This is a genomic window from Candidatus Stoquefichus massiliensis AP9, from assembly GCF_000455285.1.
In the GTDB taxonomy this organism is placed as follows: Bacteria; Bacillota_I; Bacilli_A; order Erysipelotrichales; family Coprobacillaceae; genus Stoquefichus; species Stoquefichus massiliensis.
Window position 1 is genome coordinate 21511 of sequence record NZ_HG005291.1, and the last position, 26982, is coordinate 48492.

27 protein-coding genes and 1 other annotated feature are annotated in these 26982 nt (G+C 31.4%); of the genes, 1 reads left to right on the forward strand and 26 read right to left on the reverse strand.

The genetic code is table 11. From position 1 onward, the window contains the following. Positions 1-118: 118 nt before the first annotated feature. The 6 genes from BN350_RS12755 to BN350_RS12780 all read right to left on the reverse strand — a co-directional run bounded on the left by BN350_RS12755 (position 119) and on the right by BN350_RS12780 (position 7353). Positions 119-961 carry an RluA family pseudouridine synthase gene (locus tag BN350_RS12755; RefSeq protein WP_028043956.1) on the reverse strand — a complete coding sequence of 281 codons (843 nt, stop codon included), beginning with the start codon at positions 959-961 and terminating at the stop codon, positions 119-121. Then, on the reverse strand, positions 951-2075 hold the full coding sequence (locus BN350_RS12760) for a glycerate kinase (protein ID WP_028043957.1): 1125 nt from the start codon (positions 2073-2075) through the stop codon (positions 951-953). The genes BN350_RS12755 and BN350_RS12760 overlap by 11 nt, the downstream gene beginning before the upstream one ends. 34 nt (positions 2076-2109) lie before the next feature. Further along, positions 2110-4056, reverse strand: a complete 1947-nt coding sequence (locus BN350_RS19190) for a P-type ATPase actuator domain-containing protein (protein WP_044600316.1) — start codon at positions 4054-4056, stop codon at positions 2110-2112. Positions 4057-4131: 75 nt separating this feature from the next. Further along, positions 4132-4356 carry a hypothetical protein gene (locus BN350_RS12770; RefSeq protein WP_028043958.1) on the reverse strand — a complete coding sequence of 75 codons (225 nt, stop codon included), beginning with the start codon at positions 4354-4356 and terminating at the stop codon, positions 4132-4134. Positions 4357-4483: 127 nt separating this feature from the next. Then, on the reverse strand, positions 4484-6073 hold the full coding sequence (locus tag BN350_RS12775; RefSeq protein ID WP_028043959.1) for a peptide chain release factor 3: 1590 nt from the start codon (positions 6071-6073) through the stop codon (positions 4484-4486). Between the two features lie 62 nt (positions 6074-6135). Then, positions 6136-7353 (reverse strand): aminopeptidase, encoded by a 1218-nt coding sequence (locus BN350_RS12780; protein WP_028043960.1) that lies wholly within the window; start codon positions 7351-7353, stop codon positions 6136-6138. Positions 7354-7569: 216 nt separating this feature from the next. Between BN350_RS12780 and BN350_RS12785 the strand changes: the two genes are divergently transcribed. Further along, a complete protein-coding gene (locus BN350_RS12785; RefSeq protein WP_028043961.1) occupies positions 7570-7773 on the forward strand; it encodes a cold-shock protein in 204 nt (67 codons plus the stop codon). Positions 7774-7871: 98 nt separating this feature from the next. On the opposite strand, the gene BN350_RS12790 is transcribed toward BN350_RS12785, so the two are convergent. From BN350_RS12790 to tsaE, 20 genes are all read right to left on the reverse strand, one after another. Next, positions 7872-8249: a YbaN family protein gene (locus BN350_RS12790; protein WP_028043962.1), complete on the reverse strand. Its 378-nt coding sequence runs from the start codon at positions 8247-8249 to the stop codon at positions 7872-7874. An 8-nt stretch (positions 8250-8257) separates the two neighbouring features. Next, positions 8258-8545, reverse strand: coding sequence for a nitrous oxide-stimulated promoter family protein (locus BN350_RS12795; protein WP_028043963.1), 288 nt, complete (start codon positions 8543-8545; stop codon positions 8258-8260). After that, positions 8545-10203: an amino acid ABC transporter ATP-binding/permease protein gene (locus BN350_RS12800; protein ID WP_028043964.1), complete on the reverse strand. Its 1659-nt coding sequence runs from the start codon at positions 10201-10203 to the stop codon at positions 8545-8547. The genes BN350_RS12795 and BN350_RS12800 overlap by 1 nt, the downstream gene beginning before the upstream one ends. Further along, positions 10203-11921: an ABC transporter ATP-binding protein/permease gene (locus tag BN350_RS12805; RefSeq protein ID WP_028043965.1), complete on the reverse strand. Its 1719-nt coding sequence runs from the start codon at positions 11919-11921 to the stop codon at positions 10203-10205. The genes BN350_RS12800 and BN350_RS12805 overlap by 1 nt, the downstream gene beginning before the upstream one ends. A gap of 109 nt (positions 11922-12030) precedes the next feature. Beyond that, complete coding sequence (gene scpB, locus BN350_RS12810) at positions 12031-12618, reverse strand: SMC-Scp complex subunit ScpB (protein ID WP_028043966.1); 588 nt, start codon at positions 12616-12618, stop codon at positions 12031-12033. Then, a complete protein-coding gene (locus BN350_RS12815) occupies positions 12618-13346 on the reverse strand; it encodes a segregation/condensation protein A (RefSeq protein ID WP_028043967.1) in 729 nt (242 codons plus the stop codon). The genes scpB and BN350_RS12815 overlap by 1 nt, the downstream gene beginning before the upstream one ends. 294 nt (positions 13347-13640) lie before the next feature. Beyond that, on the reverse strand, positions 13641-14915 hold the full coding sequence (locus BN350_RS12820; RefSeq protein WP_028043968.1) for an L-cysteine desulfidase family protein: 1275 nt from the start codon (positions 14913-14915) through the stop codon (positions 13641-13643). A gap of 54 nt (positions 14916-14969) precedes the next feature. Further along, positions 14970-16244 (reverse strand): spore germination protein, encoded by a 1275-nt coding sequence (locus tag BN350_RS12825; protein ID WP_028043969.1) that lies wholly within the window; start codon positions 16242-16244, stop codon positions 14970-14972. Further along, on the reverse strand, positions 16241-16591 hold the full coding sequence (gene spoVAE, locus BN350_RS12830; RefSeq protein ID WP_028043970.1) for a stage V sporulation protein AE: 351 nt from the start codon (positions 16589-16591) through the stop codon (positions 16241-16243). Before spoVAE ends, BN350_RS12825 begins: the two co-directional genes overlap by 4 nt. Next, complete coding sequence (gene spoVAD, locus BN350_RS12835) at positions 16591-17598, reverse strand: stage V sporulation protein AD (protein ID WP_028043971.1); 1008 nt, start codon at positions 17596-17598, stop codon at positions 16591-16593. Before spoVAD ends, spoVAE begins: the two co-directional genes overlap by 1 nt. Further along, positions 17576-18019 (reverse strand): stage V sporulation protein AC, encoded by a 444-nt coding sequence (gene spoVAC, locus BN350_RS12840; protein ID WP_028043972.1) that lies wholly within the window; start codon positions 18017-18019, stop codon positions 17576-17578. The genes spoVAD and spoVAC overlap by 23 nt, the downstream gene beginning before the upstream one ends. Positions 18020-18364: 345 nt before the next feature. Further along, a complete protein-coding gene (locus BN350_RS12850; RefSeq protein ID WP_028043973.1) occupies positions 18365-19183 on the reverse strand; it encodes a folate family ECF transporter S component in 819 nt (272 codons plus the stop codon). A 239-nt stretch (positions 19184-19422) separates the two neighbouring features. Continuing rightward, positions 19423-20814 carry a D-2-hydroxyacid dehydrogenase gene (locus BN350_RS12860; RefSeq protein ID WP_081652914.1) on the reverse strand — a complete coding sequence of 464 codons (1392 nt, stop codon included), beginning with the start codon at positions 20812-20814 and terminating at the stop codon, positions 19423-19425. Beyond that, on the reverse strand, positions 20801-22267 hold the full coding sequence (locus tag BN350_RS12865; protein ID WP_028043975.1) for a metallophosphoesterase family protein: 1467 nt from the start codon (positions 22265-22267) through the stop codon (positions 20801-20803). The genes BN350_RS12860 and BN350_RS12865 overlap by 14 nt, the downstream gene beginning before the upstream one ends. 97 nt (positions 22268-22364) lie before the next feature. Continuing rightward, entirely contained in the window at positions 22365-23750 is a 1386-nt protein-coding gene (gene asnS, locus BN350_RS12870; protein ID WP_028043976.1) for an asparagine--tRNA ligase, read from the reverse strand. Positions 23751-23791: 41 nt separating this feature from the next. Then, positions 23792-24004: a binding site (T-box leader), on the reverse strand. A 47-nt stretch (positions 24005-24051) separates the two neighbouring features. After that, positions 24052-24699 (reverse strand): redox-sensing transcriptional repressor Rex, encoded by a 648-nt coding sequence (locus BN350_RS12875; protein ID WP_028043977.1) that lies wholly within the window; start codon positions 24697-24699, stop codon positions 24052-24054. Further along, the gene (gene tsaD / locus BN350_RS12880; protein ID WP_028043978.1) at positions 24692-25699 is read right to left on the reverse strand and encodes a tRNA (adenosine(37)-N6)-threonylcarbamoyltransferase complex transferase subunit TsaD; all 1008 of its coding nucleotides are present in this window, start codon (positions 25697-25699) and stop codon (positions 24692-24694) included. The genes BN350_RS12875 and tsaD overlap by 8 nt, the downstream gene beginning before the upstream one ends. 2 nt (positions 25700-25701) lie before the next feature. Then, positions 25702-26145, reverse strand: coding sequence for a ribosomal protein S18-alanine N-acetyltransferase (rimI, locus tag BN350_RS12885; RefSeq protein WP_028043979.1), 444 nt, complete (start codon positions 26143-26145; stop codon positions 25702-25704). After that, positions 26136-26741, reverse strand: coding sequence for a tRNA (adenosine(37)-N6)-threonylcarbamoyltransferase complex dimerization subunit type 1 TsaB (gene tsaB, locus BN350_RS12890; protein WP_028043980.1), 606 nt, complete (start codon positions 26739-26741; stop codon positions 26136-26138). Before tsaB ends, rimI begins: the two co-directional genes overlap by 10 nt. Then, positions 26738-26982: tRNA (adenosine(37)-N6)-threonylcarbamoyltransferase complex ATPase subunit type 1 TsaE (gene tsaE, locus BN350_RS19195; RefSeq protein WP_147573593.1), on the reverse strand; the 245-nt coding region annotated here is incomplete at its 5' end. The genes tsaE and tsaB, both read right to left, overlap by 4 nt.

The following is a 26982-nucleotide window of genomic DNA, read 5'->3' on the forward strand; positions in this document are numbered from 1 at the left end:
GATATGATATCTTAGTGACGTTAGCCCAACGATGTTCTCATTCGGGCGAGAAGTAGGCACTTCTTCTTTCCACTACTTTTCATTTACTGATACATCATAACGAATTCAATCGTATATGTCAACCTTTTTTGAAGAGTTTTTGAAAAGATTCTGGTGTTTGAGATGTAAAACGCATTTCCTTATGCGTAATAGGATGAATAAACATCAATTCATGAGCATGTAATCCTAATCTTTTGATTGGATTTGTCTTTGCACCATATTTATCATCCCCAATAATAGGATGATGTAAAGAAGAAAGATGAACACGAATCTGATTTTTACGGCCTGTGTCTAGATAGACTTCTAACATACTATAATATTTATTTGTTTGAATTTGTTTATAATGTGTAATAGCTTTTTTACCTTTTTCTTTGGTTGTTATATAAACATTTTGAGTCTTTGATTCAGTTAGATAGTTTTCAATTGTTCCTTTTGATTTTTTCATCTTACCTTCCACAATTGCTATATATCCTCTAATCTTTACATAATGATTCCAATCATGTGTTAATAGGTCATATAATTTTTTACTTTTGACAAACATTAAAATACCTGAAGTATATTGATCCAAACGATGCACCATATAAATATTTTCTTTATTTTTCTTAAGATATTGTTTGACAATATTATAAGCTGTTTTTTCACTTTCTCCAGCCGTTTGTTCACTTAACAAACCACAAGGCTTATCAATCACAATCAATTCCTTATCTTCATATAAAATAGAAAAAAGTAATTGATTTCCTTTTTTTGCTTGAATTTCAACAACTTGTCCTATTTGTAAAGGATATGCATAATAACTTTCAATATGCCCATCAACATAAATATTTTCAAATTTAAGTAGTTTTTTAATATCATTTCTTTTCTTTTGCGTTTTATTAAGTAAAAACTCCATTAATGGCATTGCATGTTCAACATTATATTTCATGTATAATTTCCTCCATATGCTTAAAAACACATTTTTCTAACTGCGAGCGTCCATTTTTCAAAGCATAAGCCAACGCCATGTCTTCCGGTGTAATACTATAAACATTTTTAAATCCTAATTTTTTCAAAATATCTCTATCTTCAATTTTACCAGCAAAAGCAAATACATCTTTATGATACTTTTGAGCAATCTTTAATACACCATATGGTGTTTTTCCATATTGAGTTTGACGATCTATTTTTCCTTCTCCAACAATCACTTTATCACAAGTAGCAATATGTGTTTCTAAAGCAACAACTTTACTGACAATATCAAAACCCGGTTGAAGTGTTCCCTGACAGAAAGCTAATAAAGCATATCCTAATCCACCAGCGGCTCCAGCCCCTGAATAAAATCGATAATCACAACCATAGTATTGATCAACAAGTCTTGCATATTTTTCCATATTCTGGTCAATATGTGGCATATCTTCTAATAAAACACCTTTTTGACCACCATAAATATAAGTTGCACCTTGCTTCCCACATAATGGATTTTTCACATCACATACACCAATAACTTGAACCTCTTGAATCATTGGATTGATATGTGATATATCAATATCACATATTTCCACTAAACCTTGCATAGTCAGTTTTACATCACATTTTTGTTGGTTATAAAAGCGAACGCCTAATGCAGTCAACATCCCTATTCCACCATCATTTGTTGCACTCCCACCCAAACAAATCATGAGTTTCTTAGCTCCTGCATGCATTGCTTCTATAATAAGTTCACCCAACCCATATGTTGTTGTATGATATGGATTCTTTTGATTTTCTAATAATAATTCTAAACCACAGACTTTTGCACATTCAATAATAGCTATTTTTCCAACATATCCTATTGGAGCTTCAATTGGTTCAAATAAAGGACCTGTCACCTGATATGTTTTAATGATTCCTTGCATAGCATATACAAGTGTTTCAAGTGTTCCCTCCCCACCATCAGCTAAAGGCGTACAGATTGTTTCAATTGTACTATCATAATGATGAATTGCTGATTGGATGGACAAAGCAGCTTCCATCGCATTCATGCTTTCTTTAAACGAATCTGGTGCTATAACAATTTTCATTGATCATCCCTCCAAAAAAAGAGTAGAAATTATCCTACTCTAAAATAAATGTTGCAGAAATCATAACAAAAGCACTAATACAGAATTCTATAAAAACAACACTCCAAAGTGGTAATCCTGTAAATGAAATCACAGTAATCAAGATAGCTAGTTTCATAAACAGTGTTAATGCGTTATTAGCCACAGCAATTGAACGCATCTTTCGTGCAATCAAGAATGTTTCATAAACTCTATTTAATTCTGAATCAATTAAAACAACATCACTATTTTCTACAACCTTAGAGTCAGCCAAACCACCTCTAGATATTCCAACATAACTCTTTTGCAACAATTCAATATCTTTGAAACTATCTCCAATATAAACAATAGGTCCCACCAATGAATCCATTTTTTCTAATTTTTCTTCAACAGATAAATCATTATATATTGTATATTGATCATTTTCTAAAGCTACTGGTCCATCATTAAAAATCACCAGCACTCTTCCCATATGTGATAATTTCTTAAATAATTCCAATTCTTCCTCAGTCACCTCTACACCATCAAATCGATCATAAACAATCGTTTGCGTTGCATTAATAGAATCCAATCCTAAAGAAGATTCAATAATAATTCCATTTTGAAACGCTTTAGCAAATCCAGCCAGCATTCCTAATGATGTTGATTGGTCACTAGATAAAGCTCCAGATAACAACAATAAAATAGCACCTACATGAATATATTGCCCATAATCCTTAAAGTTAATAATTGGTAAAACAATTCCTAACACCAATCCTAAAATAACCATAATAGGTGTATAGAACTTAGATAATATTTTAACATATTTTTCTATTTTAGATTCAAAAGACGGTGCCACACTTGCTATATTCATAAGTTCAATATAATTTGAACTTTCATAAGTTTCACTGACCTTAACATAAATAGGATTTTGACCAGCATTCACATCACCACTATGTACAATACTACCTTTTTTCACTTTAACCAATTCATAAGTACTTGTATTAGAATAAGTATTCAATTCAGAAGGTCCTTTTGTAACCTTTCCAGGAATAGGTATTGTTTCTCCCGGTTTAATCACAAGCACATCTCCAACCTCTACTTCATACAATGAAACTTCTTCTTCCTGATTATCAGCAACCTTTATACCTGTTTCAGGCATTTCTACTGCCTTATCAATCTTTTCTAAAGAACGCTCAAGAACTTTATTTAATAATGGTGTTGTCACCTGATATAAAACAATAGCAATACACGTTTCTAAATAGGCCCCTGATACAATCCCCATAATCATAGCACATAATGCTAAAACATCTTCCTTAAAAAATTTCTTTTGCATGATATCTTTAAAAGCATTTTTTAATACTGATTCACCTAATAATAACATAGTTATAAACCATAAAATTGGTGTTATTTGACTATGGTCTTTAGATGTAATAATTGCAAGTGCAATGACAACAAGAAAAATACCAATACGAATATATGTCTGTAAATATTTCTGATTAAAAACATCCTGAGATCGAATAGGCTTACGATGTTCAATAATATCTATTGAAGGATTGATTTTAAACAATTCCTTACGAATCAAACTTAATACATCACGCTGTGATGAAATTAATGTTAATAATTTATTTTGTGAATCATAGCGAACATCATGATATCTTGTATCTTCTTCAAGATTCTTAACCAAGACATCAATATCATCTTCTGTTATCATATTTCTAAACATAAAATAATGTTTTGTTTCTTTTTTTTGTGCAAAATCATATTGGCGTTTCACGCCATCAACAATTTCTTTAATTGTTAATTCTTTATTAATCCCATGAATAAGGCGTATTAAAGCATCAATATCAATACAGTTAAAAGTAATGCTAGCCTTATTAATTTTAATATGTGAAACCTGTTCTCTTGAATTTAATTCAAGGCTCAATTTATTCAATTCTTCAACTGATTGAATATTTGATATTTCAAATGTTTTTTTCGACAAAATGATCACCCTTTCTCAAGACATCATAACATATTTTTTCATAAAAACAAACCCATCTTCAAAAATCTATATATCTTATGGGTGAACAATGAGTTTAAAATGCTCTTTAAATTCTGTTTCATTACAACTCAAAGCAAACTCTTCACCATATATTTTATAATAATTCACTTCTGTGTCACTTGTTCTAATCATACAAGGATAAACCTTTTTAAACACAAAAAGAGTCATTTCTTGCTTACCTATAATCATTGTCATTTCTTCAATGCAACGACAATAACAACGTTTTCCATCATTAGCCATAAGTGACACCTCCTTTTCTATATAGTATCACTTTTTTCAAGGACAAGAAAGGTAGATGAGATATTTCAACATATTAACTTTTTCACAAAATATATCGACGAATATTAAAAAGACCTTCAAAAAGGTCTTAGTTTTGTGAAAACTCAGTTAATTGTAAATCTGGGTTCTTTTCTGTTGCCCAGCGAACACCCCATTCATTAGAGAATAGGAGTAAGTATTGTCCTTTTAAATCCTGTACTTTCTTTGTATCAGAAGATAAATTTAATGATTTTAAATCAATATCTCTATTTTGAATCCAACGAACATGCTGATAAGCAAGAGGTGTATTGACGATTTCAACATTATATTCATTCTTTAAACGATATGCAAGAACTTCAAATTGCAATACACCAACAACTCCTACAATAATTTCTTCCATACCTCCACCTAATTCAGTAAATATCTGAATGGCTCCTTCTTGTGCTATTTGTTCAACACCTTTCACAAATTGTTTACGTTTCATTGTATCCGTATTTCTAATCATTGCAAAATGTTCAGGTGCAAATGTTGGAATACCTTCAAAAGCAAATTTATTTTTAGGCATACATAATGTATCTCCAATAGCAAAAACACCTGGATCAAACACACCAATAATATCACCAGAATAAGCAATTTCCACTTCTTCCCTATTTTCAGCCATAATCTGTTTAGACTGATTTAACTTAATTTTCTTATTTCCCTGATAGTGAAACACTTCCATACCTTTTGTAAACTTACCAGAACAAATACGCATAAATGCCATTCTATCACGATGAGCCTTATTCATATTGGCTTGAATCTTAAAAACAAAAGCACTAAAATCTTCTGATAATGGATCAATATCTCCAATATTACTATGACGAGATACCGGAGATGTTGTCATATCTAGAAAATGTCTTAAAAATGGTTCGACTCCAAAATTTGTTAATGCTGAACCAAAACAAACTGGTGATAATTGGCCACTTTGTACACGTTCTAAATCAAACTCTGCTCCAGCACCATCTAATAATTCAATATCATCTTGTAACTGCTGATATAACAATTCACCCAATGCATCTTTTAATGATTCATCTTGAGCCGAACAAATTTTAACATCAACTTCTTTTTTCCCACCTAGAACAGGAATAAAGCGAATTACCTCTTCTTTTTGACGTTCATAAACACCTTTAAATTCTTTCCCACAGCCAATTGGCCAATTGACTGCACAAGTTTCAACCCCTAATTCTCTTTCAATTTCTTCCATAAGTTCATATGGATCTTTTGCTTCTCTATCCATCTTATTAATAAAAGTAAAAATTGGAATATGACGCATTGCACAAACTTTAAACAATTTTCTTGTTTGATCTTCGACCCCTTTAGAACCATCAATAACCATAACAGCACTATCAGCTGCCATCAATGTACGATAAGTATCTTCTGAGAAATCCTGATGGCCCGGTGTATCTAATATATTAATACAAAAACCATCATAATTAAATTGCAGTACTGAAGAGGTTACTGATATACCTCTTTGTTTTTCAATTTCCATCCAGTCACTTACAGCATGTCTAGATTGTCTTTTTCCCTTAACCATCCCAGCTTCCTGAATAGCTCCTCCATAAAGAAGGAATTTTTCTGTTAATGTTGTCTTTCCTGCATCTGGATGGGAAATAATCGCAAATGTTCTACGTTTTTTAACTTCTTCTATAAATTCTGACATGATATTCCCTCCTATGTCGTTATCCTTTTAAATATTAATGAAATTCTTAAGATTTGTCAATTTTAAAATACAAAGTTTCCATCTTTAAAGATCATAAATTCTTCATCACTCTCTAACAATGCTGTTATTGATAAATCACTTGTTCCAATCATAAAATCAACATGTGTTAATGAATCATTAATACCTTTATCAAATAATTCTTTTTTTGTCATTTGTAAACCATTTTTCATGCATTCTCCAAATCCTTTTCCCAAGGCCAAATGACATGCAGCATTTTCATCAAACAATGTATTATAGAATAAAATACCCATATTTCTAATTGGAGAATCATAAGGAACCAAAGCCACCTCACCTAAATAATGACTTCCTTCATCTGTTTCAATAATACTTTTCAAAATTTCATATCCTACTTTGGCTGTATAATCAACAACCCTACCTTTTTTAAATGTTATAGAAAATTCATCAACAATATTGCCATTATAATTTAATGGCATAGAACTATAAACAATACCATTCACTTGATTCTTATTTGGTGAAGTAAAGATTTCTTCAGTTGGTATATTAGGGAAAGAATAGACACCATCTGTTGTATAACTTCCACCACCAGCAAATAAATAATCAGGATTCATTCCAATGATTAAATCAGTTCCTAAATCATTATGATAATGCAATGATTTTATTTTCTTCTCATTTAAAATTTGAACACGTTTTTCAAAAGAACGACGGTGTTCATTCCAGGCTTCTATTGGATTATCTTGATCACAACGTGTAACTTTAAAAATAGCTTGCCATAAAGCAGTAACTGCCTCTTTATCACTCATATCTGGAAAAACTTTATTGGCCCATCCCACACTAGGAGCACCTACAATACACCAGCGATTAATTCCTAAATCTAAATGATCATAAAACGTTTGACATGCAACATGTAAAGCATTGCTCCAAGTTTGAATTTTACTTGGATCAACTCCTTTCATTGCTTCTGGATCACTTGATGTAATTGTGACAATTGCAGCATGTTTTAAAGCGTATTGATTTCTAAGTTCAACTAAATATAATGGAACTTCTTGAAAATGTTCTACCTCACAGTTTTCATAACGTAAACGTGATATTTTTTCATCAGAATAATGAACAATAACATCTTTTGCTCCAACCTGATAAGCAACATCCGCAATCAAACGAACAAGTTCATAACACTCAATCGATGCATCAATAACCAATTCCTGATTTTTTTGTAAATTTACACCTTGTTTTACTATTAATTCAGCATATTTTTTTAACATAAATATCCACCTTTTCTCTCATTTATTAAAATGATACCCATTTCTTTATCAAAGTCAACAATAACTTGTATGATTTTAAAGACTATGATATAATAATTTCAGCAAAGGAACATAGCACGCAGTTTTAAAAAGTATTAGTATTTCTTTAAAGATTTAGTAGTTGTTTTAAAAATGAGGTACTGGTTTTTTGCAAATTATTGAAGGAGGTACTTCATAGTGAGTACAGGTAAAGTAAAATGGTTTAAATCTGATAAAGGATTTGGTTTCATCACAGTTGATGATGGTAAAGATGTATTCGTACATTTCTCAGCTATCAAAGCAGATGGATTCAAAACTTTAGAAGAAGGACAAACTGTTGAATTTGACATCGTTGAAGGAGACAGAGGGCCTCAAGCTGCTAACGTAACAGTTATCGGGTAACCATGAAACAATATCCTTAATAAGGATATTGTAAAAAGTCAGTATAGTTTAAACTATACTGACTTTTTCTATATTTAAAATTCGTCATTGATAACATGTTAAATACTTTGTACAGGTTTAGAAATTGTTTTAATTCTAAAGATAAAATAATAATATTTTATCAAATATAAACAAACAATCATTATTCTTATATAAATATTTGATGAAAATATAAGTGGGAAGGCGAGCATAATACTTGCAAATGTCAGAATGCAGATTTTTGTTTTTAACGTCATTGCACGTTGCTGAACAAACGAATCAAGATGATTTTTATATAATTGCGTTGATAAAAACCAGTTATTGACTCTTGATGAACTTCTTGCAAAACAAAATGCGCATGCTAATAAAAATGGTGTTGTTGGAAGAATTGGTAAAATAACACCAATTGCTCCTAAAGCAAAACAAACCATTCCTAAAATAAAATAAATAGACTTCATATCGTTACCTAACCTTTCATGATATGTTTAATTGCTAAAATGGGATGATGAAAAATCATTCGCGGACCACTATAACGCATCACTTTTTTTATTTGTTCTTGCATATTCTTTTCATAACAATGGATTTTACAGCGACTGCAGAATGTCTTATCTTTTATCATGGGACATTTTTTAATTCTCAGAGTTGCATAATCAATTAATTCTTTTTCATTGATATCATTATGATGACAACAATAGAGATTGATCATCAATTTAACAATATCAATCTCTTTTAGACGTTTGCTTTCGATATTCATTAACTGACTCTTCCTTGATTCATTGTGATCACTTGATCAGCAATTTTCATTGTAGACTCACGATGTGTTACCAAAACAATGGTTTTATCTTTTTGACTTTGTAAAGCCTTTAAAATAACTGCTTCATTTAAAACATCCAAGTTACTTGTTGGTTCATCAAGCAAAATACATGGAGCATTACTTAAAAAAGCACGTGCTAATCCAATTCTTTGTTTTTCTCCACCTGATAATGATGACCCTAATTCTGCAACAGTTGTTTGATAGCCTTGCGGTAGTGACATAATAAAATCATGAATACTAGCATTTTTGCATGCTTCTATGATTTCTTCATCACTTGCTCCTAAGTGAGCGATACGAATATTATTAAGAATAGAATCATGGAAAAGTACAGTTTCCTGAGTAACATAAGCAAACATATGACGCATATTTTGGGTATTTATTTTTTGTAGTTCTTTCCCATTAATTGTCAATATTCCTGATGTTGGATCATAAAAACGCATAAGAAGTTTTAAAAGCGTTGATTTTCCACTACCACTTTTTCCAACAATACCTGTTGTCTGATCTTTAAAAATATGAAGATTTAAATCTTTAAGAATCATTTCTTTCTCATATGCAAAAGATAAGTGCTGTGCTTTGATATCATCAAATTCAATAACAGGCTGATGAGTGATATCATGAATCAATTCTTCTTCATCCATCAAAGCAATGACGCGACGACCACTACTGAGTGTAGAAAGAAGATTATTCGCTAAATTTGATAATGCTATCACTGGTCCAAAACTTGAAACCATCATAACAGTTGACATGATAACACTATAGAAACTCACATTTTGATTTTGATATAGGCCATACATCATAAGAAACATGAGAATAGCTGAAAGTGAAATAAGAATTTGTGAAGCAACAACCTGATCAGATTCAATGGATTTCATTTGTCTTTGTAATTCTTCAATTTCATCATTTTGTTTTAACATTTCCTGAGTACGTAATGTTCCTATACGATACTGCAGTATCGTCGAAAGGCCTCTAAAACTTTCTAATATATAACTACTCATATGGCCTATCTTATCTCTATTTTCTTGTCCAATAGCACGACCTTTATGATTGACATAAAAAGGAATAACTATTGCCATACCAAGATAAGATAACACGGCTATAAACATGGCAACTATATGCATATGAGCAAAGCATATAAAAAGGATGATTGATGTCAAAACTGCAATCAAAACAGGTGAAATGGTATGAGCATAGAAGACTTCCAACAATTCAATATCATTGGTAATCAATGATATTAAATTTCCCTTATCTTTTCCATCCAATTTTGCTGGTGCTAACCTTCTTAGTGTTGTATAAACATGATCACGGATTACTGCCAATAATTTAAATGCAATATAGTGATTTGCCGCCTGTTCAGCATAATGCAAAACTCCACGCATAATTGCTAACCCAATCAAGATAGGCAATAATATATTGATTGGTAAATGCGGATACATTCCACTCACTTGTAATAAAGCCATGGCTGAGAGAACAGGAATTCCAATGGCACATACAAAACCAAGCACTCCCATCAAAACTGCAAAACACATTGGCAAAGTTAATGGTTTGACAAGTTTCATCATACGCCAGATGATTTGTAAATTATTCATTTCTTTTTTCATTATTGATAAACCTCCAATACTCTTTGTTGATTCAATAAATGATCATACAATCCTCTTTGTTTTCGTAATGAATGATGTGTTCCTTTTTCAACTAATTGACCATTTTTCATAACAAAAATCTGATCACAATTCTTAACAGTGCTCAAACGATGAGTAATCATTATAATTGTTTTTGACTTTGTCAACTCTTGAATCACAGATAAAATATTCTCTTCACTCTCAACATCAATATGACTCGTTGCTTCATCAAAAATATACAATTCACAATCTGCCAATAATGCTCTAGCAAGATTTAAGCGTTGTTTTTGCCCTCCAGACAAATTACTTCCTGATTCTAATAATTTTGTTTCTAACCCATTTAATTGTAAAAAATATTCATCTAAACATACTTTATGAAGTGCTTCTAATATCTGCTGGTCAGAATATTGATGAAAGAAATCAAGATTATCTCGTAATGTGCCTTTAAAAATCATCGGGTCATGAGTAATATACACGACCTTATTTAAAAATTGCTGATCATTTATATCATATCTTTGTTTACCTTGAATTTTTAAATACCCCTTATAATTTTGATGATAACCCATAATCAGTTTGGCAATTGTACTCTTACCTGATCCACTTTCTCCAACAATACCAACAAATTGATGAGGTTTAACCTGTAAAGAAATATCTTTAAGAAGAGAACGTTCTTGATCATATTGAAAAGAAAGATTTGATATATCAATATCGATATTATGAAAAGCCACACAAGATTCTCCTCTATGTTGATCTTTGATATCTAAAACTTTAAAAATCTTTTCACTAGCTGCCATACCATTCATTGCAATATGAAAGAAGGAACCTAACTGTCTTAGGGGAATAAAGAATTCAAACGATAGTAATATAATCAATAACGCCCCAAATAAATCTATACTTTGATTCATATAATGACTCACTGCTAAATAACTTCCTAATCCAGCACCACCGTAAGCAACAATATCCATAATACTAATACTATTTAATTGCATAATTAAAACACGCATTGTTATTTTTCTAAAATTTTCAGCTTCCTGATTCATTTGTTTTTGTTTATATTCATCACTTTGATATATTTTTAATGTTGTTAAACCTTGTAAGTTTTCTAAAAAACTATCCCCTAAAGTGGTATAACTACTCCAATATTTAGATAATAATTTTTTAGCAAATTTTTGTACAAGAATAATTGATATAGGAATAAATGGAACACATATCAATAAAACAAAAGCACCCCAAAAATCAAAGAATACTATAACTATAAATAATGACAATGGTGCAAGTACACTATAAAACAGTTGTGGTAAATACAAGGCAAAGTAAATTTCTAACTGATTAATCCCTTCTACTGATAATTGCACCAATTCACTCGTCGATACATAATCCTGATAATGTGTTCCTAAACTTAGAATCTTTTCAAACAATCTTTGACGCATTGCTTTCTTAACAAAACTTGCACCTTGATAAGAATAAAGAGTTGCCTTCTTCAAAACAATTGCTCTAATGATAAATAAACCAATAGCAGCAATACCACATATCAATAATTGATTTAACGTAAGTTTATTTTTATATAAAGCAACAAATACAAAACATAAACCAATTGTAAAAAGAATATTTGTTAATAAGGCAATCCATTGACAAATCACTTGCTTTATAACATATGGTTTTGTTTCAGGTAATTCTTTTATCAATCTTTTATCAAACATCTTATTTCCTCCTATATATCAGTTAGTTAAAACTAACTCAATATACGAATGTTAGCATAGACTAACTAAAATGTCAAATAAATAAAAAAGATATCCTTTACAAATATCTTTATTCCACTTCACTATTTTCTGCACTCTCTGTGTATTTTGTATTAAAAATATCTTCCTGATCAAAATCTTCCTTTATTTCTTTTAATTCAGGTAATTCATCTAAAGTTGTTAATGAGAAAGCATCCATAAATTCGTCAGTCACACCATAAAGAATAGGTTTCCCTGGTGTCTCCTCTCTGCCAATCTCTTTAATTAATGCTTTTGCAACGAGTTTACGAATCATGGCATCACATCCTACACCACGAATTTCTTCAATGCGTACACGTGTTACAGGCTGATTATAAGCAATAATTGCTAATGTCTCCAATGCCGCATTAGATAAACTGTTTTCGTTTTGTTCAACCATACGTTGATAATATTCATGATGTTTAGATAATGTAGCAAATTTAAAAACTCCACCAAAATTAACAATTTCAAAACCTTTTATAATCTTTTCATTTTCTATTTGGATTAATTCATCCATATATTCAGTTGCTTCTTTTTTAGATAACTGTAAAACTGATGAAATCTGTTTTATTGTCAAACCTTCATCTCCAGACAAAAAAAGCATACCCTCAAGAATACTTAATATTTCATTATGTTCCATTAATTATTCTCCTTTAAATATATTTTTTCAAAGTTTCCCTCTTGTTCAATGATTAATTCATTCGTATTGACTAAAACAAGAATTGATAAAAATGTTACAACAAAGAAGATCTTTGTTGGTTCTTCAAAAAGATCTTCAAAATCAATTCTCTGATTTTTATGACTTTTAAAATATTGTCTAATTTGATCACTACGCTCTTCAATAGATATTTCAACACGTGCTATTCTTGATTCAAGAGGTGTTAATAAGGCTTTTCTTTGAAACATCTTTTGCATAGCTCGTATTAAATCATAGACTTCTAAATCTTTAGGAATCATATCACTTGTATCCACAACATAATCATCCATTAAAGCCGGTGCTTTTGTATGTAATGTTTGTCGTTGTTCATAGGACTCTCTAAAGTCATCCAAAACATCTTTATATTTTTTATATTCAATTAATCGTCTAATTAATTGTTCACGTGGATCTTCCTGATAGTCGTCATCTAGTTCTACTTTTTCGTTAGGCAAAAGCATTTTACTCTTCATTTCAATTAATTGAGCTGCCATAACAAGATATTCAGACATTGCTTCTAACTGATCTGGAGACATTTGATCAATATAAGCCAAATACTGATCAGTAATAACAGAAACCTCTAATGTTTCAAGATCCATTTGTTTCTCTTTTATAAGATGCAACAATAAATCTAATGGTCCCTGAAAATCATTAAGAACAACTTCATAACTCATACCATCACACTCCTGTTGGTTATTATAGCATAATTATTTATAAATTTCTTTATTTATTTTTTAGATAAAGGATGGATTTCCCTTTAAAAGATTCTCCATCCTTATTCATATGATTTTATATATTCTCCGACTTACTTCTCTAGATTCTCTTTCTAATATGACTTTATGAAACTCAACAGAATTCAGTTGCTCAACCAATTTATCTTTTACATATTATATAAATTCAGATATTTCATAGTCCTTTCTTACTGAATTGATTAAATTCTCTTTGACCTGTCTTTCGTTTCATCCCTCCTAATCACACATCATCTTAATAATTTCTTTATCCGTTTCTTTCATTCCTTCACGTGATAAGCGTCCAATATTACGAATTGTATTTTCAACACCTTTTGAAACTATACCATCGCCACCCTTAAACTGATAGCCATTCTTATACATATAATATCCTAAAATACCAGCATCTACACTTTCAGCAATCTTTGCAGCACATGATGGTTTAGCTCCATCACAAACAATTCCAGAATTAATTGCTAAGGCATTGACCAATGTATGGGCAATCGTTTGATAATCTCCACCCTTTAAATAAGCAATTCCACAACCTGCCCCAACACCAGCACTCACAGCTCCACAATACGCTGATAATCTACCAATTCCCGTTTTTTGATGAATTGTACATAGATTAGAAATAATCAAAGCACGGTATAATTTATCCTGTGATATGTTTTCTTCAAGAGCATAAATGATAACTGGCAAAGAAGTTGTCATTCCTTGATTACCACTTCCAGAATTAATAATGACTGGCATTTCACAGCCACTCATTCTTGCATCACTACCAGCTGCTGCATAGGCCTTTGCTTTTATCTTAACATCATCGCCATATGTTTTTAAAAGAATGCTGCCAATATTGGCTCCCCAGTCATGGTTAAGTCCTTCTTTAGAAATAGCTAAGTTACAATCAATCTGTCTTTGTAAAATTTCCTTGACATCATCAAGATTGACAGTTTGGGCAAACTCATAAATATCATGAACATTCAATAAACTGCGATCAGTCAAAGAAGTGTCACTTGATGCAACAACCCCTGATTGATATAAAATATGACCATCTTTTTCAATATAAACAATATTTGTATGATAGCCGGCAATACGTACTTTTGCATGATGATCATTTCCCTGAATATGAATACAAATGTCCAAAGCACAATCACTTTCAATAGGATGAACTTTCATCGGAATGATTTCTAAAAAATGTTTCATTTCTGTTTTTTGAAGTGGTGTAACCTCAGATATAACTTCTAATATTTTTGAACTTTGTCCAGCCACAATTCCTGCAGCAACACTGGCTTCAATACCTTTTAATCCATCAGTATTTGGAACAATAACACTTTTTACATTCTTAACAATATTTCCACTTACATATATATCTACAGATTGAACGTCATCACCAAGTGTATCAAAGCACTTACTTGCACAATATGCTAATGCAATGGGTTCTGTACATCCCATTGCTGGTACCAATTCCTCTTTTAATATCTGCACATAATTTGTATAAACTTTATTTTCCATAATCATTCCTCCATATCTCTCTCTTCATTCTACCACTCTTTTTCTAAAGAAAAAAGGCAATCATTTGCCTTTCTTAGGTTTTCTAATTATAAATTGTACTAATCCTTTCAAATCAAATGGAAAGAGTGGATATAAATATGACATTCCAAAAGGCTTTAGTCTTGCCAAATAAATCCATAAACAAATATTAAAAATAATAAAACCATAAATATTCAATAACATAATACTTACAATTAACATAACTTTAATATATTTATTTGTAAGTGAAAGTTCATAATTAGGAGTTGCAAATCCACCAATAGCTCCTACAGCACAAAATAAAAGTATTTCTTCAGAGAAAAAACCTAAATCAATTGCAAACTGTCCTAATAACAATGCAGCGATTAACCCCATTGCATTGGAAATAGATTCAGGTGTATGAATTGTTGCTATTCTTAGAAGTTCTATTGAGAGTTCAACAAGAAGAATTTGAATAAAAAATGTCCAATCCCATTTCATAAAAGATACGTACAATGCCCAAATAGATACTAAATAAATAGAAAGAAGTACTGCGCTTAATCGAATAATACGTATAAAAGTACCTATTAATGGGGTTTGTCGATGTTCTTCCACATGTTCTAAAATTTCAAAAATTGTGGTTGGTAACATTAAAACCGAAGATGATGTATCACAAATAATAGCAATATATCCATGCTGTATATGCGTGGCAACAATATCAGGACGTTCACTATATCTTACCAACGGAAACGGATTATATCCCTGATCCAATAACAATTCTTCAATAGCCCGATCACTCATAATAAGTTCTTGCGCATGAATTTCTTGGATACGGCTAAGAACCTGATTCAACACTTTCTTATCAACTTTATCTTCTAAATAAGTGACTGCAATATCAATAGGATTTTTAGTTCCAATTGTTTCTTTATGAAAACATAATTCTACTGACTTGATACGTCTTCTTAGTAGTCCTGTATTATTTAAAATTGATTCATTAAATCCATCTTTTGCACCTCGGACGCTTTTTTCCGTTTCTGGTTCTTCAATAGAACGATTAGGATAATTTTTTGTATCCATAATATATGTTGTTTCACCATCAAACAAAGCACTGTTCCCACACATCAAAGCATATTGAATATTTTGAATATCATTTGTATTAACAATCTCAACATCTCCCATATTTAAGCAATTCTCTAAATCTTGACCTTGATTGTTTTCTATTCCTTCTACAAGTCTTGATATTAATGTATCATTAGAAAGACTCGCTAAAAAATAGAGATAAATGAGTCTTCCTCTAAAGTTAAGGACACGTAACTTTAAATCATATGAATTGTTCATGATTTTGGTTTAAAGATAATTGCAACCAAGAATCCAAAGAGAATGGCAGCTGTAATACCTGCTGCTGTTAAATCAAACATCCCAGAAGCTATACCAAAAATACCATATTTCTCTGTGGCTTCCATTGCCCCATGCATTAATGAATGTCCAAAACTTGTAATAGGAACTAAAGCTCCTGCATGAAAGATTTCTATCAGTTTATCATATATATGAAATAAATCTAAAAATGATCCAATAACAACAAATAAACTGGTAATATGTCCTGGTGTTAATTTAGAATTATCATAGATCATTTGTGCCAAAAAGCATATAAAACCACTAAATAAAAATGCCATAACATAATTCATTATTCTACAACCTCCAAACTGATTGCGTGTGCAACACAAGGTATACTTTCTTTTTGAGCACTCATCATTGGTGACAATAAGGCTCCCGTTGCTACTACTAAAACACGTTTTAATTTCTTTTCCTTTAATTGAGGATAAAGATATCCCATTGTCACTAAAGCACTACATGCACAGCCGCTTCCACCTTGAAAAACTTCTTGTTTTTGCGTATCATATAACATACATCCACAATCATTATAATGAACAACATCTATTTTTTGACGTTGAAGCATTTCTTTTAAAATTTGATGACCATAGGTAGAAAGATCTCCAGTAACAACCAAATCATAATCCTTAAAAGAACGTTTCAGATCCTGAAAATGTGTAGTAATTGTATCAAAAGCTGCAGGTGCCATTGCTCTTCCCATATCATTAGGATCATCTTGTGAATAATCAATGACTCGTCCTAATGTTAATGATTCTACACGTACCTGAGTTGGCTGATGTGTTAACAAAGTCGAAACAGCACCAGTAGCAGTAAATGTTGTTGTTGGTTTCTTTTGAACACCATATTCAACTGGATATCGATATTGACGTTCAGCGGTTGCATTATGACTTGAAACCATGGCTATAGCCTGATTCACAAATCCTGCTTCTATCAATAATGAGGACAATCCCATAGATAGAGCAAAACTAGAACATGCACCATAGATACCTATAAATGGTTTTGTGATTTCTCTAGCAAGATAATGAACTGTTGTATTTTGATTCATTAAATCACCACCCAAATAAATATCAATATCTTTATATTTCAATTTCTCTCGCTTTAAACATATATCTAAAGAATCTCTTAACATCTTTCTTTCAGCTTTCTCAAAAGAATCCTCACCACAATGATGATCATTAAATCCCTTATCAAAATAAGTTCCTAAAGGTCCTTGGAATTCTAATGGACCACAAGTTGTTCCCGTTGAAACAATATAAACATTATTAAATTTAATTGAATTACCCAAAAAGCGTGAAGACATAACGAATCACTCCTAACAATGAAGCACTGACAATTCCATAAGTAATGACAGTTCCTCCCAGTTTAAACATATTACTTCCAATTCCCATAATCAGTCCTTCACTTTTACTATCTAACGCACTTGAAGTCATGCTATTGGCAAAACCTGTAATAGGAATAAAAGTGCCTGCACCCGCATGTTTGGCAATATTATCATACAAGCCTAAACCTGTTAATAAACATGCTACAAATACAAGAGTAATGGTCATCATTGGAATCGCATCTTTTTCACTGCAATGATAAGCATTCATAAAAAATTCTAATAATCCTTGAGCAATGGCTCCAATTACTCCTCCATACAAAAAAGCATTTAATCCATTTTTAACTCTATGTCCGCCAGGTTTTAATTCTTCAGCTAAGCGATCATATTCTTTTCTATCCATAAATTTCACCTCTTACATAGTGTTTACATATTTTAAAATTTCAAACATCAATTTCATCTTACAAAATTCACGTATTTTCTTATCACTTTTAACATATAATAGTTCAGGAAGGTGAAGATGATGGAAAAAGTAAAAAATTGGTTTAAAAATTTCATATATCGCTACTTTGAAGTTGTAGAAGTTGATGAAGATGGAAATGAAAAAGTCATCAATTCAAAATAAGATTCTATAGGATATGTATCAAGCAATACATAACCTATAGAATCTTTTTCTCTAACATTAAACGCTTCATTTTGGTATTCATACTTAATAAGAAAAGGATCAAAAAGCGTTGCTTCTTGATCCTTATTTACGTTCAAGTCGTATAAATACTCTTTTCATTAATTTAATTAATGTATATCCAATAAAAATTTCTATTGGTAAAACAGCACATTCTTTAATAACACGAATACATAAAGAAATCACAAAGGGAATTTTATACATCATATCTAACCATAATGGTGTTAAACAAAGCGTTACAATCACTTCTACTAACACAACACATAAGATCCATGTTGAAAATTCTTTTGCTTCCTGATCATGAATTTGTCTTTTTAAGACCATAATCAATATAATAAAGATAGCTGTCAATACTAAACAAATAGAAATCAAAGTTATCTTTTCTTGTAAAGTCATTAGATGAACAGTTTGAGATATTGTGACTTGGTCCATCGTATAAATATAACACGATGCACCTATTCCTAAAATAAGAATCAGTCCCATGACAATATACTGCACAACCTTTTGACTTACTTTTTGCAGATGTTCTTTAACCAATGATGGAATCACACTCACAAGAATAGTTCCAAGTGTAAATCCTAAAAATGGAAATCCTGTTGGAACCAGTATCAAACCTATCAGGTCACTACACAAACCAACTAAGAAAGCATAACTTGGTGATAAGAAAAAACCTGCAATCATCAAAGGAATATATTCAAAACCAATTTTTAAGCTTTCAGCTCCAAATAAGGGAATCATAATAGCTAACCTTTTACAGATTGCTGTTAAAATGATAAAAATAGCAGCAATCACTAATTTCATGACATTTCCCTTTTCAAAAGGATAAAACTTAAATACATAAATCCCTAATACAATAATCATACTACCTAAAATAATTTGTTCCATAACATAATGCTACTTATAACAAATGTTTCCTGCTTCGTCCTCATTTCTAGTCCACAGGCGTTAATTCCGATCAATTGACCGTACATTCTTTGCTACTAATGTAGACTCCTCCTTCTTTTTAATATAGGTCATATAATAATATGATTGTATACAAAATACAATAGTTTTCATAGAAAATAAAAGATTTCTAAACGAAATCTTTTATTTCACAACTGATTGTTTTGTTGTCTATACAAAATCTATAGATTCACAATATTTCTATCTTCACCTTTAAAAAAAGAAAGAATATTCTGATAAACTTCATCAACACATCTTTGTCTTGCTTCAATAGACCCCCATGCAATATGAGGTGTTAAAATGATCTTATTCATATCTTTAATTGAATAAATTGCATCATCTTCTAATAATGGCTCATGTTCAAAAACATCCAAACCAACGCCCGCTAAATGACCTTCATTCAACACTTTAACAAGAGCATTCTCTTCAATAATTCCACCACGTCCAACATTAATTAAATAAGCATTTTCTTTCATTTTTCTTAAAGCTTCTTCATTAAATAAATAATGTGTCTTTTCATTAAGCGGAGCATGAATACTGATAATATCAGATGTCTTCAATAATGTATCAAAATCAACCTGCAAATAATCACTTGTTGCATTATGTCCACTTGTAGAATAATATTGAGCCTTTGCTCCCATTGCTGTTGCAATCATCGCAACTTTACGTCCAATATCTCCTAATCCAACAATTCCCCAAGTCATAGTAGCAATATCATGAAATACATCATCAAAATAACTAAAACGACCACTATGAGCATATTCTTTAGATTTTACATAATCATCATAATTTGCATTTTTTTCAACCAAATGCATTAATAATGCAAGTGTATGCTGTGCCACTGTATCCGTAGAATATCCCTTAACATTAGCAACTTTAATGTGGTGTTCTCGACAATATTCTAAATCCACATTATTTGTCCCTGTTGCAAATAAACAAATTAGTTTTAAACGTGGTAATCCTTCTAAGACTTCTGCTGTCATTTGATTCTTATTGGTAATCACAATATCAGCGCCAAGAATGCGTCCTCTCACTTGATCTTCCCTTGTATCTTCATACATCACAACATTTCCTAAAGTTTCTATCATTGACAAATCAACATCTTTTCCTACTGATGCACTTTGCAATACAACAATATGAAAATCTTCCTGTTTCAACAAAGTCATCATGTCATCAATAGTTCTTGCTTGTAGCATTTCTCCTAATCTAATCGTTTCATTTAAATCAAGAATCGATGTTTTATTAGCAATACCACACATTGTTTGTTCAACAATTTGAAATTGAAGAATTTTTTGTAGCATGGCAACACCTAATGCTTTTGATGTCATTGTTTTATCATCTTCTATAGCTGTTAAAATATTTTGTTTAAAATGTTTTTCTTTTTGTGAACATGCCTGTAAACAGGCTTCTATTGTATCGAAGTTCATAATTTCTACTCTTAAAGTATCATTGTACAAGAAAGGTAAAACAAGATCATATAATTCCATAGGAACTGGCTTTCCATATCCTTTTGTAAAATTATAAAGAAGAGCTGTTCCTAAATCTTCATCTTTCATTTTATCAACAATTTTCATTTTCTTCATCCTCCCTAAATAGATAAACCTCTACACGCTGTCTTTCAGCTTTAGCCTTATCATCATAAAAAATCATACATGTTTTCATTTTCTTCTCTAAAGTATTATATTTTACAATATTATAAGATATATAACGACTCTGACTCTCTTTTAACCCTCCTGTTGCACTACCAGCACCTATATAATAACGTTGTCCTTGACTTCTAAAAAAAGGTAAATGCTTATGTCCGTGGAATATATACTGAATATTTCGCTTTTTAATCCAATCAATTAAAATTGGTGCATCAACCAATACCTTAGATGTTTCAACAATACGATTAATAAATGTTCTTTCATGCCACTTACTCTTAATAAACTGAGCTTTGGTAATCGGATAAACATGATGATGAAGCATTAAGATGATCGTATAACTCTCTAAATTATCGATAGCTGCTAATTCATCATCTATTTCATTTAATTGCCTTTGTCCAACTTTACCCCTCGCAAGATTTCCTTCACTTGTTGTATCCATCTTAATCAAAATAATCTTTTCATTTTCTAAAACTCTGACACTTTCTCCTAATAAATAAGCAATGACTTTACTCTTCTGATTACGTGCCATATTAAAGCCATGAACAATGACATCATGATTTCCTAGTATAAAAGTGACATTCGCTTTATATTTCTTTTTGAGACTATTCATAAAATCATTCGCAAGATACATATTTTTACGATTAGGTGATTCCATTAAATCACCTGTAATTAAAAATTTGAGCTGCTGGTGTGATTGTAACAAAGGGATAATATAATCCAAAGAATTATACAATTGCATCAACCCTCTTTGTCTTTTGTTTTTACCCAAGTGAAGATCACTTAATTGAATAAAGTAAGAATCATTTTGATAATCATTATAAATATCAAAGAGATTATCTCCTAAATCAATATGTTTAAACAATTGATTCCATTCCTCTTCATTTTGAATAGATGTAAATATTTGATTGTACTGATTAAAAATTAATACACCAGGCCATAAATCAGCATGATTCATAGCACAAAAAAAAGCTGGGAAAGGATCAAAAAATGATAAATCTTTACGTTGAAATATATCTTCCACTATATAAATATATACATCATGATATGATGTATAATTCTTTTTAAAACAAGGCTGTGAGGAAAATCCTGGCAAGTATAATATATGTGTTGCCTTTTGATATTGATCTGCCATGTCTCTTAACATTGCTGAGAATGGAATATGTAAAATATGATCAATATCTTCTGCCTTTAATCTCTTTGAAAACAACTGAAAATCTTCTTTTGTTAATTGGTCTAATAAAAAGCAAGAAATATTACGCTTTTTTAACCATTGACAAAAGGCATGTGTATACTCATATGAAGACATGAGATCTCGCATATAAGCCAATTCGTTTTGATAAATGATATTAAAAAATGTATTTATGAAATCAATATCTTTCACTATGATTCACCTCAGCGCTATTATACTACAAAAATAATAAAATGAATATATTATTGATTGAAATTTCAAAACAAAAGAAAAGAGCAGTTTCCTGCCCTTAAAATTTAAGATTTCTTGGTGTTCTAGGAAATGGCTCTACATCTCTAATATTTTGCATACCAGTTAAATACATTAAGAAACGATCAAATCCCAAACCAAACCCAGCGTGTTTACATCCACCATATCTTCTTAAATCCATATACCACTGTAAACCTTCTTTAGCCATACCTTTTTCATCCATGATTTTGTCTAAAACATCATATCTTTCTTCACGTTGACTACCACCTACTAATTCTCCAATACCAGGAACCAATAAATCACAAGCTGCTACAGTTTTCCCATCATCATTAAGACGCATATAAAACGCTTTAATTTCTTTAGGATAATCAGTTAAGAATACTGGTCCTCCAATAATTTCTTCACAAATATAGCGTTCATGTTCACTATTTAAATCCATTCCCCATTCAACTCTATTTTCAAACTTAACGTCTGCTTTTTCTAAGATTTCAATAGCCTCAGTATATGTCATACGTTTAAAATCACTATTCTTCACATGAGTAATACGTTTAATACAATCTTTATCAATCATTGACTCAAAGAATTTCATTTCCTCTGGAGCATTATCTAAAACATAATCAATACAATATTTAACCATATCTTCAATCAAATCCATATCATCTTCCAAATCAGCAAACGCAATTTCAGGTTCAATCATCCAAAATTCACTTGCATGGCGTGATGTGTTAGAATTTTCAGCTCTAAAAGCTGGTCCAAAAGTATAAACATCTCTAAAAGCCATACAAAAAGCTTCAACATGTAATTGTCCAGTAACAGTCAAGAAAGCTTCCTTACCAAAGAAATCTTTATCAAAATCAGTGTTATCAATAGTCGTTGCTCTAAACATTTCTCCAGCCCCTTCACCATCATTTCCAGTAATAAGAGGTGTATGAACATAAACAAATCCTTGTGATTGGAAAAACTCATGAATAGCCATTGATAAAACACTTCTTAATCTAAAAATAGCGTAAAAAGTATTCGCACGTGGTCTTAAATGAGGAATTTCTCTCATATATTCAAAAGAATGTCTTTTCTTTTGAAGTGGAAAATCATCATCACATAACCCTTCCACAACTATTTGTGTTGCCTCAATTTCAAAAGGTTGTTTCGCATCAGGTGTCAATTTAAATTTTCCTAATACACGAATTGAACTTCCAGTACTAATATGCTTCACTTCATCATAGTTTTCTAATGTTTCAGCCAAATAAACAACCTGACAATTTCTAAAATATGTCCCATCATTTAATGCAATAAATCCAACTTTTCCATTATCCCTATTTGTACGCACCCAACCATCTAATTCAACATATTCTAAACTTTCAGTTTCAAACTCAACGCCTGCCATAACCATTTCATAAAGTTCTCTTACAGTCATAAATTCAAACATCTTTTTCTTCCTCCTTTTTTGTAATAAAAAAGTCATTCCAATTAAGGAACGACTAATATCGCGGTACCATCCTCATTCATAATCTTTCAATTATGCACTCTGTAACATTAACGCTGTTTTGCGGGATAGTCTACTTATATTTCTCCTATCCAGTTCATTGAGTGTTCCATACTTTCTTTGTTTCTCCTGCTTACACCATCCAGGAATCGCTAACAAACAAAATGAAAAATATGTTCTCAAATCATCACTTGTTATAATATTATTAACACCTTTTCTTTATTATTTCAATACTTTTCGTATCTTATTCATCATTTGCATGCATTTTTAGAACCAATTCCTGAATAGCAACAACAACATCTACTGTTTGTACAGCCACATCACTACGAACTGTAAAATGAGTATGTGTAAAGTCAACAATTCCTTTGACCCCTAAATTCATCAAACGATCAACAGTTTCCTGAACTTGTTCACTAATTGCTAAAATAGCAATTTTACATCCATCAGGAAATGTTTTTTCAAGATCATCAATATGCAATAGTTTCACACCAAAACGTTCTCCTACTTTATTTTGGTCTTGATCATACCCACAAACAATTTTACCAACAGTATACTGCCAACGATTGTATTTTAAAATAGCACTTCCTAAATTCCCAACACCAATGAGTATAATAGGCTCATCTAAGCCTAAACCCAAAACATTATTAAGAATATTAATAATATCTTTCGTATCATAACCAATTCCTCTTTTACCAAGAGATTCCTTGCTTGTTAAAAAACCAAAGTCTCTACGAATTGTTGTATCCAAAATACTTGTTGCCTCAGCCAACTCACTTGACAAGAAATTTTCTTTACCCTCATGTTGCATATTACGTAAAGCTTTTAAATAAATTGGAAAACGAGACATTGTTGCTTTTGAGATTTTTTGATGTTTTTTTTCAATATTACTCATCAACACTTTCCTCCTCTAAATCATATGATGGCTTGACACTCAAGTCAAGTGCTGAAAACTTCTGATATTCATACATAATCCGTGCAGCAGATGCTATCATTGCAGCATTATCTGTACAATAACTCATCGGTGGAAAAAGAACTTTAATTGGGCTTTCTTTTGTGAGTTTTTCTCGTAATCCTTTATTGGCACTCACCCCTCCTGCAACAATAATCTCTTTCACCTGATAATCTTTAGCTGCCTTTATTGTTTTAGAAACCATAACATCTATTGCAACTTCCTGAAAAGAACAAGCCAAATCCTCTGGAATAATTTCTTCTCCACGTTGCGAAGCATTATGACATAAATTGATAACTGCTGATTTCAAGCCACTAAAAGAGAAATTATATGAATCATCATTTAATGGTAATGGTAATGCATAACGATGTTTTCCCTCATGAGCCATACGATCAATAACAGGACCACCAGGATATGGTAAATGAAGAACTCTTCCTACTTTATCATAAGCCTCGCCAATAGCATCATCTAAAGTTTGTCCAATAACTTCAAAAGAAAACTCATGTTTCATATAGACAAGTTCGCTATGTCCACCACTAACAACTAAACATAAGCAAGGATAAATAATATCTTCGACTAACTCATTTGCATAAATATGACCTGCAATATGATGGACACCAATCAATGGTTTGTGATAAGCAAGTGCTAATGTTTTTGCTGCTTGCATGCCTACATGCAAAGAACCAACCAATCCAGGTCCTTTCGTTACTGCAATGGCATCAATATCCTGTATGTCTACTTGTGCCTGCTGTAAAGCTGTTTTTAATACTGTTGAAACACATTCAACATGCATACGACTTGCAATTTCTGGTACAACACCACCAAACAAACGATGCGTATCTATTTGCGAAGCCACAACATTACATAAAAGTTCCCGTTTATCTTTCAATATAGCCATTGACATTTCATCACAACTTGATTCTATAGCAAGTATTAAACTCATTTTTATCCCTCCAATCCTTTGACCATAAGATAAGCATCCTCATGATTATCTTGATAATAATCTTTACGAATAGCTACTGTCTCAAAGCCTAAACTCTGATACAATGAAATTGCTGGCTGATTAGAAATTCTCACTTCTAAACTCATCTTTTCACAACCCTGCTTCATAGCCAATTCAATCATTTCCTGCATCAACATGCGTCCTAATCCACGTCGCCAATATGCTGGATCAACACCGATTGTCGTAATCTGAGATTGTTCATACATCAGCCAAACACCAACATATCCAATAATTTGATCATTCTCTTCTAAAACATAGTTAAAAGAAAATTGATTTTCTAATAGTTCATAAATAAAATCTGATTTATTCCAAGCAGAAGTAAAGAGAATATGTTCTAATTCAACAATCCTATCCAAATCATCAAGATCTATCGCTCTTATAAGCATATCTTTTTAGCCTCAACATCTTTTAAATAACACGGAACAAGAGAATCAACATTTTCAATTGGTTCAACCAATTGAGCAAGTTCATAAAGATTCTTTGCCAAATCAACTTCCTGTAGTGGATATCCAATAACATCACATTGACCTACAACAGCGTAATCTTTATACCCTTCCATAAATCCTTCAAACTCATCAATAGATATCAGTTCTTCTAGAGTCTGTGCCTTTCCATTTTCATAAACACAAACAAATACTTTCTGACTTCTCGCATCAATAACAGATACACATTTCTGTAAACCGGCATAAGCAGACAGCGATGAAATTGCTTTGATGCGAATAGGTGCAATAACACTGAGAGTTTTTGCAATAGTCATAGCTACTCTTTCACCAGTGTAAGAACCTGGTCCACGCGTAATAATCATTTCATCAATGGCTAATAACTCGATATTATGTTTTTCTAGTAACGATGATAGATATGGAATAGCATTTTCAGATTGACGTTTAGATCCCAATTCCTGGATTGTTTCTAAACATTGTCCATCTTTATATAATGAAACCATTAAATATTGATTTGATGTATCCATTATTAAACTTATCATAATGCCATCTCCTTTGTTATCTCTTCATACACCTCGCCATGTGCCTCAAATAAGAAAGAACGTGTCTCATCTTCATTTTTAATAATATGTATATCTAATCTTTCTTGAGGTAAAATATCCTGAATGAAAATGGGCCATTCAATGACACATACTCCCTCATCTTCAAACATTTCCTCAAATCCCAACTCTTCATTTTGACCCTCTAAACGATAAGCATCAAAATGATATAAAGGAAGTCTCC